The organism is Lysobacter sp. CCNWLW3 (assembly GCF_036697405.1).
Lineage (GTDB): Bacteria > Pseudomonadota > Gammaproteobacteria > Xanthomonadales > Xanthomonadaceae > Lysobacter.
Map to the genome: position 1 here is coordinate 36,025 of NZ_JBAHWA010000018.1, position 15,546 is coordinate 51,570.

General features: G+C 70.6%; 16 protein-coding genes. 10 read left to right on the forward strand and 6 right to left on the reverse strand.

Features of this window, described 5'->3' with window-relative positions; all coding sequences use genetic code 11:
* Positions 1-33: 33 nt before the first annotated feature.
* From V1318_RS18825 to V1318_RS18835, 3 genes are all read right to left on the reverse strand, one after another.
* Complete coding sequence (locus V1318_RS18825) at positions 34-1,398, reverse strand: hypothetical protein (RefSeq protein ID WP_332941292.1); 1,365 nt, start codon at positions 1,396-1,398, stop codon at positions 34-36.
* Between the two features lie 149 nt (positions 1,399-1,547).
* Positions 1,548-2,414, reverse strand: coding sequence for a methyltransferase (locus V1318_RS18830; RefSeq protein ID WP_332941293.1), 867 nt, complete (start codon positions 2,412-2,414; stop codon positions 1,548-1,550).
* Positions 2,415-2,492: 78 nt separating this feature from the next.
* Complete coding sequence (locus V1318_RS18835; protein WP_332941294.1) at positions 2,493-3,440, reverse strand: LysR substrate-binding domain-containing protein; 948 nt, start codon at positions 3,438-3,440, stop codon at positions 2,493-2,495.
* Between the two features lie 127 nt (positions 3,441-3,567).
* Here V1318_RS18835 and V1318_RS18840 point away from each other — a divergent pair, with 127 nt between their 5' ends.
* The 4 genes from V1318_RS18840 to V1318_RS18855 all read left to right on the forward strand — a co-directional run bounded on the left by V1318_RS18840 (position 3,568) and on the right by V1318_RS18855 (position 5,945).
* Positions 3,568-3,765, forward strand: coding sequence for a hypothetical protein (locus V1318_RS18840; protein ID WP_332941295.1), 198 nt, complete (start codon positions 3,568-3,570; stop codon positions 3,763-3,765).
* A gap of 135 nt (positions 3,766-3,900) precedes the next feature.
* Positions 3,901-4,272, forward strand: coding sequence for a DNA-binding protein (locus V1318_RS18845; protein ID WP_332941296.1), 372 nt, complete (start codon positions 3,901-3,903; stop codon positions 4,270-4,272).
* A gap of 38 nt (positions 4,273-4,310) precedes the next feature.
* Positions 4,311-4,793 (forward strand): RES family NAD+ phosphorylase, encoded by a 483-nt coding sequence (locus V1318_RS18850; RefSeq protein WP_332941297.1) that lies wholly within the window; start codon positions 4,311-4,313, stop codon positions 4,791-4,793.
* A gap of 255 nt (positions 4,794-5,048) precedes the next feature.
* Positions 5,049-5,945, forward strand: coding sequence for a pYEATS domain-containing protein (locus V1318_RS18855; protein ID WP_332941298.1), 897 nt, complete (start codon positions 5,049-5,051; stop codon positions 5,943-5,945).
* A gap of 10 nt (positions 5,946-5,955) precedes the next feature.
* On the opposite strand, the gene aceK is transcribed toward V1318_RS18855, so the two are convergent.
* Complete coding sequence (gene aceK / locus V1318_RS18860) at positions 5,956-7,686, reverse strand: bifunctional isocitrate dehydrogenase kinase/phosphatase (RefSeq protein WP_332941299.1); 1,731 nt, start codon at positions 7,684-7,686, stop codon at positions 5,956-5,958.
* Positions 7,687-7,741: 55 nt separating this feature from the next.
* A complete protein-coding gene (locus V1318_RS18865) occupies positions 7,742-8,989 on the reverse strand; it encodes an FAD-dependent oxidoreductase (RefSeq protein WP_332941300.1) in 1,248 nt (415 codons plus the stop codon).
* Between the two features lie 30 nt (positions 8,990-9,019).
* On the opposite strand from V1318_RS18865, the gene V1318_RS18870 reads away from it, so the two are divergent.
* Positions 9,020-10,042, forward strand: a complete 1,023-nt coding sequence (locus V1318_RS18870) for a sulfite exporter TauE/SafE family protein (RefSeq protein ID WP_332941301.1) — start codon at positions 9,020-9,022, stop codon at positions 10,040-10,042.
* Here the strand turns inward: V1318_RS18870 and V1318_RS18875 are convergent.
* Positions 10,011-10,730 carry an AraC family transcriptional regulator gene (locus tag V1318_RS18875; RefSeq protein WP_332941335.1) on the reverse strand — a complete coding sequence of 240 codons (720 nt, stop codon included), beginning with the start codon at positions 10,728-10,730 and terminating at the stop codon, positions 10,011-10,013. The two genes, V1318_RS18870 and V1318_RS18875, sit on opposite strands and share 32 nt — an antisense overlap.
* A 119-nt stretch (positions 10,731-10,849) precedes the next feature.
* On the opposite strand from V1318_RS18875, the gene V1318_RS18880 reads away from it, so the two are divergent.
* The 5 genes from V1318_RS18880 (at position 10,850) to V1318_RS18900 (ending at position 15,542) form a co-directional block, all read left to right on the forward strand.
* The gene (locus V1318_RS18880; RefSeq protein ID WP_332941302.1) at positions 10,850-11,794 is read left to right on the forward strand and encodes a proline racemase family protein; all 945 of its coding nucleotides are present in this window, start codon (positions 10,850-10,852) and stop codon (positions 11,792-11,794) included.
* 49 nt (positions 11,795-11,843) lie between these two features.
* Entirely contained in the window at positions 11,844-12,749 is a 906-nt protein-coding gene (locus V1318_RS18885; protein WP_332941303.1) for a dihydrodipicolinate synthase family protein, read from the forward strand.
* 27 nt (positions 12,750-12,776) lie between these two features.
* The gene (locus tag V1318_RS18890; protein WP_332941304.1) at positions 12,777-14,363 is read left to right on the forward strand and encodes an aldehyde dehydrogenase family protein; all 1,587 of its coding nucleotides are present in this window, start codon (positions 12,777-12,779) and stop codon (positions 14,361-14,363) included.
* 65 nt (positions 14,364-14,428) lie between these two features.
* Positions 14,429-15,346 (forward strand): DUF6708 domain-containing protein, encoded by a 918-nt coding sequence (locus V1318_RS18895; RefSeq protein WP_332941305.1) that lies wholly within the window; start codon positions 14,429-14,431, stop codon positions 15,344-15,346.
* A 52-nt stretch (positions 15,347-15,398) separates the two neighbouring features.
* A complete protein-coding gene (locus tag V1318_RS18900) occupies positions 15,399-15,542 on the forward strand; it encodes a hypothetical protein (protein ID WP_332941306.1) in 144 nt (47 codons plus the stop codon).
* The last annotated feature ends 4 nt before the right edge of the window (positions 15,543-15,546 follow it).

A 15,546-nucleotide genomic window follows, 5' to 3' on the forward strand; every position in this document is an offset into this window, starting at 1 on the left:
CGCGCCGCCAAACGCCGCGTCAGCGCGGCGCGCTCACGGCGTCCATTCGCTCACGCGCACCTGGTAACCGAAGCGCGCGTTCTCGCGTTCGGCGTCGCGCGGATCGGTGCCGAGCACGCGCAGGATGTGCGGGCCGTCCAGCGTGGGCTGGTAGACCAGCATGGCGTTGCCGTGCGCGCCGCCGTCGCTGTCCTGGCGCGGCGAGGTGTCGCCGACCTGCGGACCGCGCTGGAACAACTGCAAAGCCGGATCGACATCGGGGCTGGCCACTTCGATCAGATAGCGCTTGCCCTTGGCCAGGGGCCCGATGCGCATGTCCTGGAACAGGGTCATGTACAGCGTCGACGGCGAATACGCACCCTTGAGCGGCTGCGCCGGCCGCAGCTGGCCTTGATAGGTGTCGCCGACCGCGACCAGCGGCAGGCTCGCCGCCGGCAGGGCCTGGGTGCGCGTCGCCGCCGGTGCGGCGTCGGCGGTCTGGGTGCGCGCGCCGCGGCGCCGCACCTGCAGCGCGTAGGCCACGGAGCCGGCCGCGGTGCAGTCGTCGACCTTGACCGCCAGCCGGTACGCGCCGTCCTTCTCGGCCTTGAACACCAAGGCCAGCTGGCCCTTGTCGTCGGCCTGCGCGCTGGGCTCGTGGTTGAGGCTGGCGCGGAAGTACTCGTAGCTCGGGCCGTGCGCTTCCATCGTCACTTCCGGCCGGCCCGCGGGCTTGCCGCCGGCGCGCTTGGCGCGCTGGAAGCCGTTGCCCGGGAATTCGCCCTGGATCATCACCAGGTCGCCGCTGCGCACCCAGGGCAGCACGAATTCGCGCCGGCGCATCAGCGCGCGCTGCCCGGCTTGCAGGGCCTCGCCGGCGCAGACCTCGGCGCCGGCCTTGCCGCGGCGGCGTATCGCGCGTTCGATGTCCGCGGCCGCCACGGCCTGGCTGTCCTCGTCCGAGGCCGAATCGACGCTGTGCTGCAGGGATTCCTCGATCGAGGTCGGCAGCACCACCGGCGGCAGATCCTCCAATCCCAGACGGCCTTCGTAGCGCACGTCGGTCTGCAGCGCGAACGGCGGCGCGGCGGCCGGCAGGTTGCGGTACGGGCCCGGCAGCACGTCCAGCGAACTGGTGTCGGGCGCGGCCGCCGCGACGGCATCGTTCTGCGAACCGGGCACCGCCACGGCGCTGGCGACGGCCTCGGCGGCAGCGCTGTCGAGCGCGGGAACCTCGGCGGTCTGCCGCGATTGGGCGTCCGCATCGGCCGCCGGCACCTGCGGCGTCGCAGCGCCCAGCGAGGTCCAGTAGCCGGGGCTGCGCAGTTGCGGCATCAGCACCAGTGCGGCGGCGATTCCCAGGGCCAGCGCAAGACTCAGCCCGGCGATCAGGCGCCGCGCCTTGGTTCCTTCCGTCATCCCCAACATCCCCAAGCGGTTGTGCGTTCACTGTAATGGAACGCGATGGCCCTGCGCCGCGCGCCGGGGCGTGGAGGAAATCGTGCGGCCCGATGCGCGCCGCGCGTCGCGGTCCGGCCGCGTACGCGTGGCGCGTATCGGCGCCGGACTCAGCCCGGCTTCTTGAAGCGCAAGGTCATGCGATCGCTTTCGCCGACCGCCTTGTACTTGGCGTCGTCGGCCGCGTCGTGCTGGTTGCTGGGCGGCAGGGTCCACACGCCGTTGGGATGATCGGCGGTGTCCTTGGGGTTGGCGTTGACCTCGCTCTTGGCGTCGAGCACGAAGCCCGCGCCCTGCGCCAGTTCGATCACCAGCGCTTCGGTGAGATAGCCGGACTTCTTCATCGCCTCCAGATCGGTGCCGGGCTTGGCGCGATGGTCGACCACGCCGAGCACGCCGCCGGGCTTGAGCGCGTCGTAGAAAGCCTTGAAGTAAGCCGGCGCGTTGCCGTCGGACACCCAGTTGTGGGCGTTGCGGAAGGTCAGCACGGTGTCGGCGGCGCCGGCCGGGCCGAAGTTCGGCGCCTTGGGATCGAACACGCGCACGTCCGGCGTACCGAACACCGCGGGGTTGCCGGCGAACTTGGCGCGCAGCTGGGTGTTGAGGCCGTAGCGGTACTTGGGCTGGCCCGGAATCGCATCGTCCCAGACCGCCGCCACGTAACGGCCGTCGGCCTTGAGGTAGGGCGCCAGCACTTCGCTGTACCAGCCGCCGCCGGGGGTGATCTCGATGACGGTCTGGTCGGGCTTCACGCCGAAGAAGGCCAGGGTCTGGGCGGGGTGGCGGTAGACGTCGCGGGCGCGGTTCTTGGCGTCGCGCCAGTCGCCGGCCAGCGGCTTGGCCAGCGCGGTTTCGATGGCGCGGGCGGACGCGGCCGGCTTGGCCTTGTCGGCGGCGTGGCCGACGCCGACGCCGGCCGCCAGCGCGGCGGCGATCACGGCGACCAGCAACGAACGGTGCAGGGGGAGAGCGGTCATGCGTCGGCCTCGGTGCGGAAAGGGCGATCAGCCTAACCGCTGCCGCGTTAGCGACCAGTGCCGGTCGTCCGGGTCGCGCTAGGTCTGCGAATGCTTGCGCACCGTGCGCGTGAGCGCCTCGTCGCTGGGCAGGGTCTCTTGCATGCGCGCCACGTAGGCCTGGGCCTGCTCGTGCACCCAGCCGCGGAAGGCGAGCAGGCCGGCGTGGTCGGCCGAGCGCTGCGGATACACCAGGTAGTGGGCGTAGTCGGTGCGCAGGCGTTCGGGGCGCAGCGACACCAGCTGGCCGTTCTCGATCAGCAGGCGCGTGCGCGCCATGCGCGCCAGCGCCACGCCCATGCCTTCGACCGCGGCGCGGTGCATGGTTTCGGAATCGTCGAAGTGGGCGACGTAGCGGTTGGGCTCGCGGCCGCCGTAGTGCTCGAACCAGTCGCGCCAGTGATCGGCCGGATCGCCGAGCAGGGGCCAGCGCTGTAGATCCTCCCGCGCCGGCAGCCCGCCCATGCGCTCGATCAGCTTGGGGCTGGCGACCGGGGTCAGGGTTTCGTCGAACAGGTGTTCGATCACCACGCCCGGCCAGCCGCCGTAGCCGCCGCGCAGGGCGGCGTCGACATTGGTCTCGCGCGCGAAATCGACCAAGCGCGTGCTCGATTGCAGGTTGAGCTCCAGCTGCGGATGCAGGGCCAGGAAATCGCCCAGGCGCGGCACCAGCCAGGCCGAGGCCATCGACGCCATCAGGCTCAGGGTCAGCACGTCGTCGCGGCAGGGCGCGTAGGGGCGCAGGGCATGGTCCAGCGCTTCCAGATGCGGCGCGATCCGGTTCAGCAGGCGCTCGCCGTCGGCGGTCAGCTTGACCCCGCGCGGCCCGCGCTCGAACAGGCGCCGGCCCAGGCGTTCCTCCAGGGCACGGATCTGGTGGCTCAAGGCGCTCACGGTGAGGTGCATCGAGCCCGCGGCGCGGGTCAGGTTGCCGCTGCGGGCGGCGGCGGCGAAACCCAGCAGGGCGTGCAGAGGAGGGCGGCTCATGTTGAATTCAATTCAAGTCTAGCTTGCAGAATTATCGCTTTTTCAAGCTAAGGACCAAGCGTAACTTGCAACCTACTCAACAAGCCAGTCCATTCCGGACCGGCGTCCGGCCCGCCAGGAGCACGTCATGAGCGTCTTGAGCATCTACAAGGACCTGCTGTTCATGCAGGGGTACCTGACCGATCACCGCTTCTTCGACCCGCCCGAGGCCGTGCCCGCAGCGGACGCCAAGCCGGTGGCGGTGGCCCCCAAGCCCATCCTGGCGGGCGTCTCCCAGGCCGCCGCCAGCTGCGGCGCCCCGGGCGCGATCGGCGCGTGCTGCTGACAGTGCTGGGTCGCCCGCATTCCTTCCCCTAAGAAGGCCCGGTTCGTCCGGGCCTTCTGCTTCATGCGCTTCGGGCGGGCCTTGCTTGTGCGTAATTTGGGCGTATCATGGGCCCAAACCGAGCAGGAGCCCGCCGTGTCCGCCGCCGCCTTCGACACTTTCCTGGAAACCTTGCGCGAGCCCTCGCGCCCGACGCTGTCGCCGGTGCGCATGGCCCAGGCCTTGCACATGGGCGTGAGCGACCTGGCCGGCCTGGCGCGTGTGCACCGCAACACGGTCACCGGCAATCCGGAGTCGGCGCAGTTGCAGGGCGCCCTGCGCGACATCGTCAAGGTGCTGGCCGCGGCCTACCGGGTGAACGACGACCGCGAGCGCACCCTGTTCTGGTTCATCAACCACCCGATCGCCGAGTTCGGTTACCGCACCGCGGCCGAGCTGGTGCGCGACGGCAAATCCGAGGCCGTGATCCGTTACCTGGCGACGCTGGAAGGCGGCGCCAGCGGATGATCCTCGCGGGGCTGGGGCCGGAGCTCCCGGCGTATCGCATGCACACCCCGCGCTGGTCGTTCCAGCCGCTCAGCGGCGCCGGCGCGGCCATCGCCGGCGGCCGCCTCAACCGGCCCGGCATCGACGCGCTCTACCTGGCGCTGGAACCGGAAACCGCGATCGAGGAGTTCCGCCAGGACGATCCGCTGGTACGCCCCGGCACCCTGGTCGCCTACCGCGTCGGCATCGCCCGCGTCGCCGACTTCCGCCACGGCTACGACCCCGCGCACTGGGCGCCGCTGTGGCAGGAGCTGTCCTGCAACTGGAAGCGCCTGGCCTTCCTGGACGAGATCGAACCGCCGAGCTGGGTGATCGCCGACGACGTGCGCGCCGCCGGCCTGGCCGCGATCGTGTTCCCGTCCACGCGCCGCATCGGCGGCCTGAACCTGGTGGTCTATCCCGACCTGCTCGGCGCCGACGACCAGCTGCAGGTGCACGATCCGCGCATGGACCTGCCGATCGATCCGTCCAGCTGGCGCTGAAGGCCGCCGGGCGCGCCGGTTCGCGTTGACTAGCGCGAGAACGGAATCGAGAGCGCCGCGATGGACACGCAGCCGACACCACGCACCTCCCCGCCGCCACGCGCCCGCGACCCGGGCGAGTCGCCCTCGCGCCCGATCGTGCGGGCGGCACTGGTCGCCGCCGTCCTGGCGGTGCTGATACTCCTCAGCGCCGCAGCCGCGATCGGTTTCCAGCTCAAGACCGGCGCCGCGGTCGCCGGGGTCTTGTGCGCGGCCTTGCTCGGCACCCTGCTGGGGTTCCTGTTCGGCATACCGCGCGCGCTGACCGAGCCGGCGCCGACGATCGTCGCCGGCCCTGCGCGCGAAGGCGGAGTGCAACGTGCCGATCCAGGCTTCAGCCACAACACCAACCTCGAACAGATCAGCGACTGGCTGACCAAGATCGTCGTCGGCGTGAGCCTGGTGCAGGCGCGCGAAATCGCTGTCGGTTTCAACCGTCTGTCCGTGCAAGCGGCTGCCGACTGGGGGCTGACGAACGGCGCGACCACCGCCGGGTTCCTGCTTGCGACTGCGGCGCTATTGGGCTTCCTGGCGTCCTACATCTGGACCCGCACCGATTTCGTCCAGTACCTGGAAAGCAGCCAGAGCGCGGTCGCGGCCGAACGGCGCCGACGCCAGGATGCCGAGCTGCGCGCGCGCGAAAGCCAGGCTACGCTGGACGACGCGGTGGCCTTCATCGCGCGCGGCACCGCGCCGCCCGCCACGACGCCCTCGACCAAACGTACCGGCACCACGACCGCCCTGCGCAGCGACACGCCGCTGTGGGATTCGGATCCGAACAAGGGACGGTTCGGCGGCAGCGCCAGTGCCAACGGCAGGGTGCTCAGCGCCGAGGTGAACCCCTTGAACCAGGATGGCAGCCTGTGCACCGTGCTGCTCAGCGTGCGCGCAACAGACGACGCGCCGCCGTTGCAGGGCACGGTCGTCTTTCACCTGCACCCCACTTTCAATCCGTCGCAAAAGCCGGTGGCGCCAATCGAGGGTCGCGCCGAGCTGCGCCTGATCGCCGCAGGCGTGTTTACGGTCGGCGTCGAGATCGAAGGCGAGCCGACGCGGCTGGAACTGGATCTGTACTCGTTGCCCAACCTGCCTGCGGCGTTTCGCGACAACTGAACATGAAGGCTTAGGGCAGGCGCCGGTCCAGCGGGTACGGCGCGACGTCGGTGTAGCGGCCCTCGCGCAGCGCCGCCTGCACGCCCTGCCACCACTCCACCCGGAAAATCTCCGGGTGCGTATGCAGCAGCGCGCCCAGCAAGGGCGGCGCCAGGCCGAGGAAGCGCGGGAACTGCTCGGGGAACACGTCATTGCCGGCGGCATAGAACCAGGCCGCGGCTTCCATCTCGTCTTCGTGATTGCGCGCCTCGGGCACGGCGCGGAAACGGCAGTCGGTGACCAGGCACAGTTCGTCGTAGTCGTAGAACACCGCGCGCCCGTGGCGCGAGACGCCGAAATTCTTCAGCAGCAGGTCGCCGGGGAAGATGTTGGCCAGGGCCAGGTCCTTGATCGCCTGGCCGTAGTCGATCGCGGCCGCGCGCGCGGCCTCCAGCGGTTGCTCGCGCAGGTACAGGTTCAGCGGTCGCAGGCGGCGCTCGACGTAGCACAGGTGCAAGACCAGGTCGTCGCCGTCCTGGGTGATGCTGCCGGCGCAGGTGCCGAGCAGCTCGTCCAGCAGGTCGGGCGCGAAGCGCGCGCGCGGAAAACGCAGGAAGCGGAACGGCTGCGCATCGACCAGGCGGCCGACGCGGTCGTGGTGGAACACCAGCGCGTACTTGGCCTCGACCTCGGTGCGCGCGATGTCCTTGGGATAGGCGAAGCGGTCGCGGATCAGTTTGAACACCAGCGGATAGCTGGGCAGGGTGAACACCGCCATGACCATGCCGCGTTCGCCGTCGGCGCGCACCAGGCGCTCGCCGGCCTGGGCCGCGAACTGGCGGAAGAAAGTGCGGTAGCGTTCGGTCTTGCCCTGCTTGGCGCGGCCGAGCACGGTGTAGAGCTCGTCGATCGGTTTGCCCGGCAACAGCGTGCGCAGGAACACCACCGCGTCGCCGACCGTGCCCAGGTCGGCGTGGAAATAGCTGCGCGAATAGCTGAACAGCTGGACCACGTCGGCGCGCAGGGTCAACACCGCGTCGACGCGCAGGGCGCCGCCGTCGTTGACCAGCGCGATCACGCAGGGCGAGAACGCGCGCTCGCCGAACACGCGCCCGACCAGATAGGCGCGGCGCTCGCGGTAGAACACCGCGTCCAGCAACTCGATCGCGCGCACCGGGCTGGGGCCCCAATGGTGCAGATCGTCCTGCAGGCGCACCGCGATGCCGGCCGCGCAGCGCGTGCGGTGCGCGTAGGGTACCGCGAACGGATAATCGTCCAGCACCCGCATGAGAGTTTCGGTGAGCCGGTCCTCCGACACCGCGTAGCTGTGGCGCGCGACCGGGTGGGTGATGGCGTCGGTGGGCTCGATGTCCAGGGCCACGAACTCGATCGCCGCGTCCACGCCGCGGGTCTTGAAGAAGCGCCGGGTCAGGGTGTTGAAGAAGGTCTTGTAGAGCTCGCGGTCCAGCAGCGGCTCGATGCGCTCGGCGTAGCGCGCGTGCACCGCCGACCACAGCGCGCGGTCGTGGGCCTGCGCGCCCAGGCGGGTCTCCAGGGCGTCGCTGGCTTCGGCGACGCAACGGTCGTACAACGCGATGCGCTCGACTGCGTCGTCGCGCGCGCCGTTCCAGTCGCAGGTTTCGAAGCGGCCCTTGGCGCGGCGGGTGATCGCGGCGAAGCGCGCGTGGTAATCGGCGAAGGCATCGCGGATCTGCGCGGCGACGACATCGGCTTCGACCGGGGCGACGGGATCGGTGGGCATGCAGCCAGTGTAAGGCCGTGCCGCGCCGGCCTGCGGCGCCGCGGATCCGGCGGCGTCAGCGGTCGAAACGCGACAGATCGAACGCGGCCAGCTCCGGCGGCGGTGCGCTCTCGCTCATCGCCTGGGCCACCAGCTCGCCGCTGATCGCGGCCAGGGTCAGGCCCAGGTGCTGGTGGCCGAAGGCGTAGTACAGGCCGGGCTGGGCGCTATGCCCCATCGCCGGCAGATAGTCGGGCAGGGTGGGGCGTGCGCCGAACCATTCGCTGGGCTCGCCGCGCACCGGCAGGCCGAGTTCGGCGACGTGCCGGCGCAGGCGCCGCCATTTGCCCGGATCGGGCGGCGTGTCCACGCGCGCGTATTCGACGAAACCCGCCGCGCGCAGGCCGCTCTGGAAGCGGGTCACGATCATCGAACGGTCTTCGAACACCACCGGCGGCCGGTCCGGCCAGTCGTGGTCCGCCCACTGCAGGTGGTAGCCGCGTTCGGCCACCAGCGGCGCATGGATGCCGATCGAGGCCATCAGCGCGCGCGAGCGCGCGCCGGCGCAAACCAGCACGCGATCGGCGCGCAGTTCGGCGCCGTCGCTGCCGCGGGCGAGGATGCCGTCGCCCTCGCGCCGCAAGCTCGCGATGCGATCGTACCGGCGCCGGCCGCCGTAGCCGGCGAAGCGCGCCTGCAGCGCTAGCGACAGGCGGCGCGGGTCGGCGATCTGGGCGGTGCCGGAAAACGCGATGCCGGCCTCGATCGGCGCACGCAGGCCGGCGCGCAGGGCCTGCAGGTCGGCCGCGGCCAGGGATTCGAAACGGGTGTCGCCGATGTCCGCGCGTTCCCAGCCGTCGCGGCCGTGCAGCGCGCTGCGCTCGGATTCCCAGCACAGCCAATGCCCGGTCTCGCGCAGCAGGTCCGGTTGCTCCAGCGTCCGCGCCAGCCGCCGCCACGCCGGCATCGCCTGCGCCAGCAGCGCGCGCAGCGCCAGGCGGCCGCGCTCGTAGGACGAGGGCGTGCAGGCGCGCAGGTAGCGCCAGACCCAGGGCGCGATGCTGAGCGGATCGCGCAGCGCCAGCGGTCCGCCGAAGGCGTACAGGCGCCGCGGCGCCGAGCGCAGGGTCGCCGGCGAGGCCAGCGGCTGCGCCTGCTCGGTGGCGATGTGGCCGGCGTTGCCCCAGGACGCGGCCGCGCCCTGCAGGTCGGGATCGGTCAGGGTCACGGCCCAGCCGCGCTGCTGTAGGGCCAGCGCGCAGGCATGGCCGATCACGCCTGCGCCGATCACGAGCACGGAAGACGCGGTGGAAGTTCGGCTCAAGCGCGCGGCCCGGGCGGACGAGGAGCCTCGATGCTAGGCGCGGCCGCGGCGGCCGACTACGCAATTATCCGCACGCCGCGCGCGGAAGCGAGACAAGCCGCGCGCGCCCGGTCGCGCCGAACATGCGTCGGGCACGCGTCCGCGTGCGCAGGGAGTCGGACCATGGATCCCAAGCACGGCAGCATCGTCCTGCTTTCCGCGCTGAGCCTGCTGGCCCTGGGCTATGCCTGGCGCTGGTGGGCGATAGAGCGCGCGCGCCGCGCGCAGGCGCCCGCCGAGGCCTCGCGGCGGCCGGACGCGCGCGATCTGGCCACCGGCTTCGTCGCCAACTTCTTCGACACCCTCGGCATCGGCTCCTTCGCCACCACCACCGCCATCTTCAAGCTGCGCGGCCGCATCGCCGACGAGCACATCCCGGGCACCTTGAACGTCGGCCACGCCCTGCCGACGGTGGTGCAGGCGCTGATCTTCATCGCGGTGGTGCAGGTCGACCTGGCCACCCTGATCGGCATGATCGCCGCGGCGGTGGTCGGCGCCTGGCTGGGCGTGCGCGTGGTCGCGCGGCTGCCGCGGCGCGCGATCCAGATCGGCATGGGCGTGGCCCTGCTGATCGCGGCGGGCCTGTTCCTGGCGGCCAACCTGCATTGGCTGCCCGGCGGCGGCGACGCGCTGGGACTGGAACGCGGCAAGCTGGCGTTCGCGATCGCGGTGAGTCTGCTGTTGGGCGCGCTGATGATGCTGGGCATCGGCCTGTATGCGCCCTGCCTGATCCTGGTCAGCCTGCTGGGCATGAATCCGATCGCCGCGTTCCCGATCATGATGGGCGCCTGCGCCTTCCTGATGCCGGTCGGCGGCGCCGCCTTCGTGCGCTCCGGGCGCTACGATCTGCGCGCCGCGCTGGGCCTGGCCCTGGGCGGCATTCCGGGCGTGTTGATCGCGGCCTTCGTGGTCAAGTCGTTGCCGCTGGAATGGCTGCGCTGGCTGGTGGTGATCGTGGTGCTGTACGCGGCCGCGCAGATGCTCATGTCCGCGCGCAAGGCGGCGCGGGCTTGAGCCGGCGGTAGTCGCGAGGAGTCAGGCCGACGCTGGCCTTGAACTGGCGGCTGAAGGCGCTTTGATCGGTGAAGCCGCACAGGTGGCCGATCGCGGCGATGGTGTCCTCGCCGTGCAGGCGCTGCATCGCCGCCTCGATGCGCAGGCGCGTGAGCCATTGCTGCGGCGCCAACTGGAACACGCGCCGGAACTGCCGCTCCAGCTGCGACAGCGACAGCCCCGCCAGCTGCGCCAGCGCCTGCATGCGCACCGGTTCGCCGTAATGCGCTTCCATGTGGTCCAGCACCCGGCGCAGGCGCGCGTAGCCCGGATGACGGCCGTCGGGTTGGGCCAGGTCGCGCGAAATCCCGATCAGGCCCTGGATCTGGCCGTCATGCCACAGCGGCTGCTTGCTGGTCAGGCACCAGCCGGCGGCGCGGTTTTGGAACATGTGCATTTCCAACTGGTCCTCGATGCGCCCGCCGGCCAGCACGCGCCGGTCCTGGGCCGCATAGCCGTCGCCCAGGCGCGGCGGGAACAATTCGTTGGCGCTGCGGCCGATCACCGCCTCGCGCCCGCCCAGGCCCAGGCGCTGGACCAGGGTCTGGTTGGCGTGGGTGTAGCGGCCCTGACGGTCCTTGATGAAGAACACCACGTCGGGCAAACGATCGAACAGCTCCTGCAGGAGGTCCGGATCCACCAGCGGCAGCGGTGCGGAAGGCATCGGCCGATTATGCGGCGGCGCGCGAAACTTTGTGCCGATTTCCGCATCCGGCGCGGCGCAAGCCCGCTAGACCCGTGCGCGCCCCCGGCGGGACCATGGCCGGCATGCGCAGCATCGACTACATCGACACGCACACCGGCGGTGAACCCACGCGGGTGGTGCTGTCCGGCCTGCCCGACCTGGGCATGGGCGATCTCGCCACGCAGCGCGCGGTCTTCGCCGCCCAGCACGACCGCTGGCGCAGCGCGATCGCCTGCGAGCCGCGCGGCTCCGACGCCATGGTCGGCGCCTTGCTGCTGCCGCCGCAGCACGTGTTCTCGGTGGCCTCGACGATCTTCTTCAACAACGTCGGCACCCTGGGCATGTGCGGCCACGGCACCATCGGCCTGGTGCGCACCCTCGCGCACCTGGGCCGGATCGGCCCGGGCCGGCATGCGATCGACACGCCGGTGGGCACGGTGGTGGCGCAGCTGCACGACGACGGCCTGGTTTCCATCGACAACGTCGAAAGCTACCGCCACGCCCAGGACGTCGTGCTCGACGTGCCCGGCTACGGCGAGGTGCGCGGCGACGTGGCCTGGGGCGGCAACTGGTTCTACATCACGCGCGACTGCGCGATCCCGCTCGCGGTCGCGCACTGGCGCGAGCTGACCCGTTACACCGAGGCGATCCGCCATGCGCTGGAGGCCACCGGCGTGCGCGGCGCCGACGGTGCGCAGATCGACCACATCGAACTCAACGGCGCCGCGCTCACGCCCGGCGTGGACGCGCGCAACTTCGTGCTCTGTCCGGGCCTGGCCTACGACCGCTCGCCCTGCGGCACCGGCTTCTCGGCCAAGCTGGCCTGTCTGGCCGCCGACGGCGCGCTCGCGCCCGGCGCGATCACGCGCATGGAGAGCGTGCTGGGCAGCGTGTTCGAAGGCAGCTACCAGCCCGCCGCGCCCGGCCGCATCCATCCGCGCATCAGCGGCCGCGCGCATCTGATGGCGCAGGGCCAGCTGCTGGTCGAGGACGACGATCCCTTCGCCTGGGGCGTGCGTCCCGAGTAGACGCCGCGCGCCGCGAATCCCTTCCCATGTTTCGAGACAGGACCCTTACATGAGCAATGCAAGCTTCTGGCGCGGCGTCGTGCCCGCCATCACCACGCCGTTCAACGCGGACGGCACGGTCGACCACGCCTTCCTCGCCCGCCACGCCAACCAGCTCATCGACGCCGGCTGCACCGGCATCGTGCCGCTGGGCTCGCTGGGCGAGGGTGCGACGCTGTCGTTCGACGAGAAGCTGGCGATCATCGAAACCCTGGTCGGGGCGCTGGGCGAGCGCGCGCCGGTGATCCCCGGCATCGCCGCCCTGTCCACCGCCGAGGCCGTGCGCCTGGCCCAGGCCGCCGAGCGCCTGGGCGCGCGCGGGCTGATGGCGCTGCCGCCGTACGTGTATTCCACCGACTGGCGCGAGATGGGCGCGCACATGCGCGCGATCCTCGAAGCCACCGGCCTGCCGGTGCTGCTGTACAACAACCCGGTCGCCTACAAGACCGACTTCGTGCCCGAGCGCATCGCCGAACTCGCCGCCGCCTATCCGACCCTGCAGGCGGTCAAGGAATCCTCCTGCGACATCCGCCGCTTCGCCGCGATCAAGGCCCTGCTGGGCGATCGGCTGGAGCTCATGGTCGGCATGGACGACGCCATCGTCGAGGGCGTGGCGATGGGTGCGGTGGGCTGGATCGCCGGCGTGGTCAACGCCTTCCCGGCCGAATCGGTGCGTTTGTTCGAACAGGCCCGCGACGGCGGGGCGCCGGCGGCGATGGAACTCTACGCCTGGTTGCTGCCGCTGCTGCGCATGGACACCGTGCCCAAGTTCGTCCAGCTGATCAAACTGATGCAGCAGCGCGTGGCCATGGGCGACGAGCGCGTGCGCGCGCCGCGTCTGGTGGTGGAAGGCGAAGAGCGTGCCCAGGCCCTGGCGGTGATCGACCACGCCCTGGCGACCCGCCCCAAGCTCTGATGCGGCACGACGGCGAGGAGTGAGCGCATGGAACCGATCCTGATCGCAGGCCAATGGCAGCGCAGCCGCGACGACGCGGGCGGTTTCCGCGCGTTCGATCCCAGCAACGGCGCGGCCATCGGCGCGGAATTTCCGCGCTCGGGGCCGCGCGACGTGGAAGCGGCGCTGGCCGCGGCCAGCGCGATCGCCGACGAGCTCGCCGCGACCGCGCCGGCGTCCATCGCCGGCTTCCTGGAACGCTATGCGGCCGGCATCGAAGCGGCCGCGGACGAACTGGTCGCGATCGCGCACGCCGAGACCGCGCTGGCGGTCGCGCCGCGCCTGTCGGCGGTCGAACTGCCGCGCACCACCGGCCAGCTGCGCCTGGCCGCGGCCGCGGTGCGCGCCTACGCCTGGACCCATCCGGTCATCGACACCCAGGCCGGCCTGCGCGCGCACTACGCGCCGTTGCACAAGCCGGTGCTGGTGTTCGGCCCCAACAATTTCCCGTTCGCCTTCAACGCGGTCGCGGGCAGCGATTTCGCCTCGGCCATCGCCGCGCGCAATCCGGTGATCGCCAAGGCCCATCCCTCGCATCCGGGCACCAGCCGCGCGCTTGCGCGCATCGCCCATGAGGCCGTGCACGCCAGCGGGCTGCCGGAGGCGACAGTGCAGTTGCTGTACGACCTCGACCCCGAGCGTGGCCTGCAGCTGGCCGGCGACCGCCGCCTGGGCGCGATCGGCTTCACCGGCAGCCGCGGCGGCGGTTTGGCGCTGAAGGCCGCGGCGGATCGCGCCGGCATCCCGATCTATGCCGAGATGTCCAGCGTCAATCCGGTGTTCCTGCTGCCGGGCGCGCTGCGCGAGCGCGGCGAGGCGCTGGCGCAGGAGTTCTTCGCCTCCTGCACTTTGGGCAGCGGCCAGTTCTGCACCAATCCCGGGGTGGTGATGTTGCCGCTGGACGAGGCCGGCGATGCCTTCGTGGCCGCGGCCGCGGCGCGTTTCGCCGAGGCCGCGCCGGCGGTGCTGTTCTCGCAGGGCGTGCAGCAGCAGCTCGACCAGGCGGTGACGCGCCTGCGCGCGGCTGGCGCGCACCTGGCCGCCGGCGCCGCCCAGGCCTCCGGCCCGGGCGCACGCTACGCGCCCAGCCTGCTGACCGTGGACGGCGCGGATTTCCTCGCCGCCGCCGAAGCGCTGCAACAAGAAGCCTTCGGGCCGGTGTCGCTGCTGGTGCGCTACCGCGACGGCGATCAGGCGGTCGCGATCGCGCGCGCCTTCGACGGCAATCTCACCGGCAGCCTGCACAGCGCCGCCGACGGCGGCGACGAAGCCCTGCGCACGCGCATCGCCGCGACGCTGCGTCCGCGCGTAGGCCGCCTGATCGACGACAAGTGGCCGACCGGCGTGGCCGTGAGCCCGGCCATGCAACACGGCGGCCCCTATCCCAGCACCAGCCATGCCGGCTTCACCTCGGTCGGCATGCCCGCGGCGATCCACCGCTACGCCGCGCTGCACAGCTACGACAACGTGCGCCAGGATCGTTTGCCGCCGGAGCTGCGTGACGCCAACCCCGGCGGCGTGCAACGCTGTATCGACGGAATCTGGACCACCGCCGATCTCGATTCGAGCGCCTGACGCGATCGTATCGATGCGCGTCTTCGTGTCCCGACCGCATCGATCCATTCGCCAAGTGACAGATCATGAGTCGTGAAAACAATCCGGACTACGATATTCGGCTGCCGCAATGGAATGCGCCCGATCCGCAGTTCGAATTTTCCGAGAAGGATCGAAAGGAAACGCTGTTGGGAGGAAAGGCTCCCCGGCGCGTCGCCCCGCGTGAAAAGCACGAGTCGGTGCATGGGAAGGCGAGTTCGTGCGATTCCTTGTTGAGTGTCCATTCGAATGCCATCGTCATCGGCGCGCCGGCGGGGACCACCGAAATCGCATTCATGATGGGGTTGTACACAATTCTCATCGGATTCGCCGCATGCCTGTTCGGATGGGGGGCGGTTGACTCCATCATGGATCTGGATCCCAACAAGTCGGATCATTTGTTGGATGCATTGATCTCCGTCATTTCGGCGGCCGCAGCGCTGTTCTTTCTGGTGACGGCAATATTCTTCTTCAGGGTTGGATTTCTTACTCCCCGCGATCTCCCGGTCCTCTTCAATCGCAAGACCCGAGAGGTTTCGTTCTTCACCGTCATCCCGATGAGGTTCTGGAAGTTCTGGCAACGCGCCGGCGTTGGCGAAGTCAAGACCTATCGGTGGGACGACGCCTATGCGCGCAGCTATCAACTCAGCGAGATGACCGGTGAGGCGGCGCGCTCTTCGTATCTACTGGCGCTGCTGTGGGGTGCCCCCAAGCAACCCAGGCAATGCCAGGAGATCGTGACCATCGGCTACAAGGGCTGGTGGGAGGATGAACTGCTCTGGCGCCTGTACGAGCACATTCGGCGCTACATGGAAGAAGGCGGCCCGCCGATCCAGGCGGGCGAGGGCCTGCGGCGTTCGGGAACAGGCGAGTTGCCGCAATTTCCGCCAGAGCTCATCGCTGCCGCGGGCGGGCCGGCCTTGAGCGAAGAAGAGCTGTGCCGGTTGGCAAGCATTCGCAAATGACAGACGCCTGCCATATTCCAGCGCCAGCCATGCCGGCTTCACTTCGGTCGGCATGCCCGCGCCCATCCATCGCTCCGCCGTGCTGCACCGCTACGGCAACCGCCTGCCGCCCGGGCTGGGTGACGCCGACCCCGGCGGCGTGCAACGCTGTATCGACGGAATCTGGACCACCGCCGATCTCGATTCGAGCGCCTGACGCG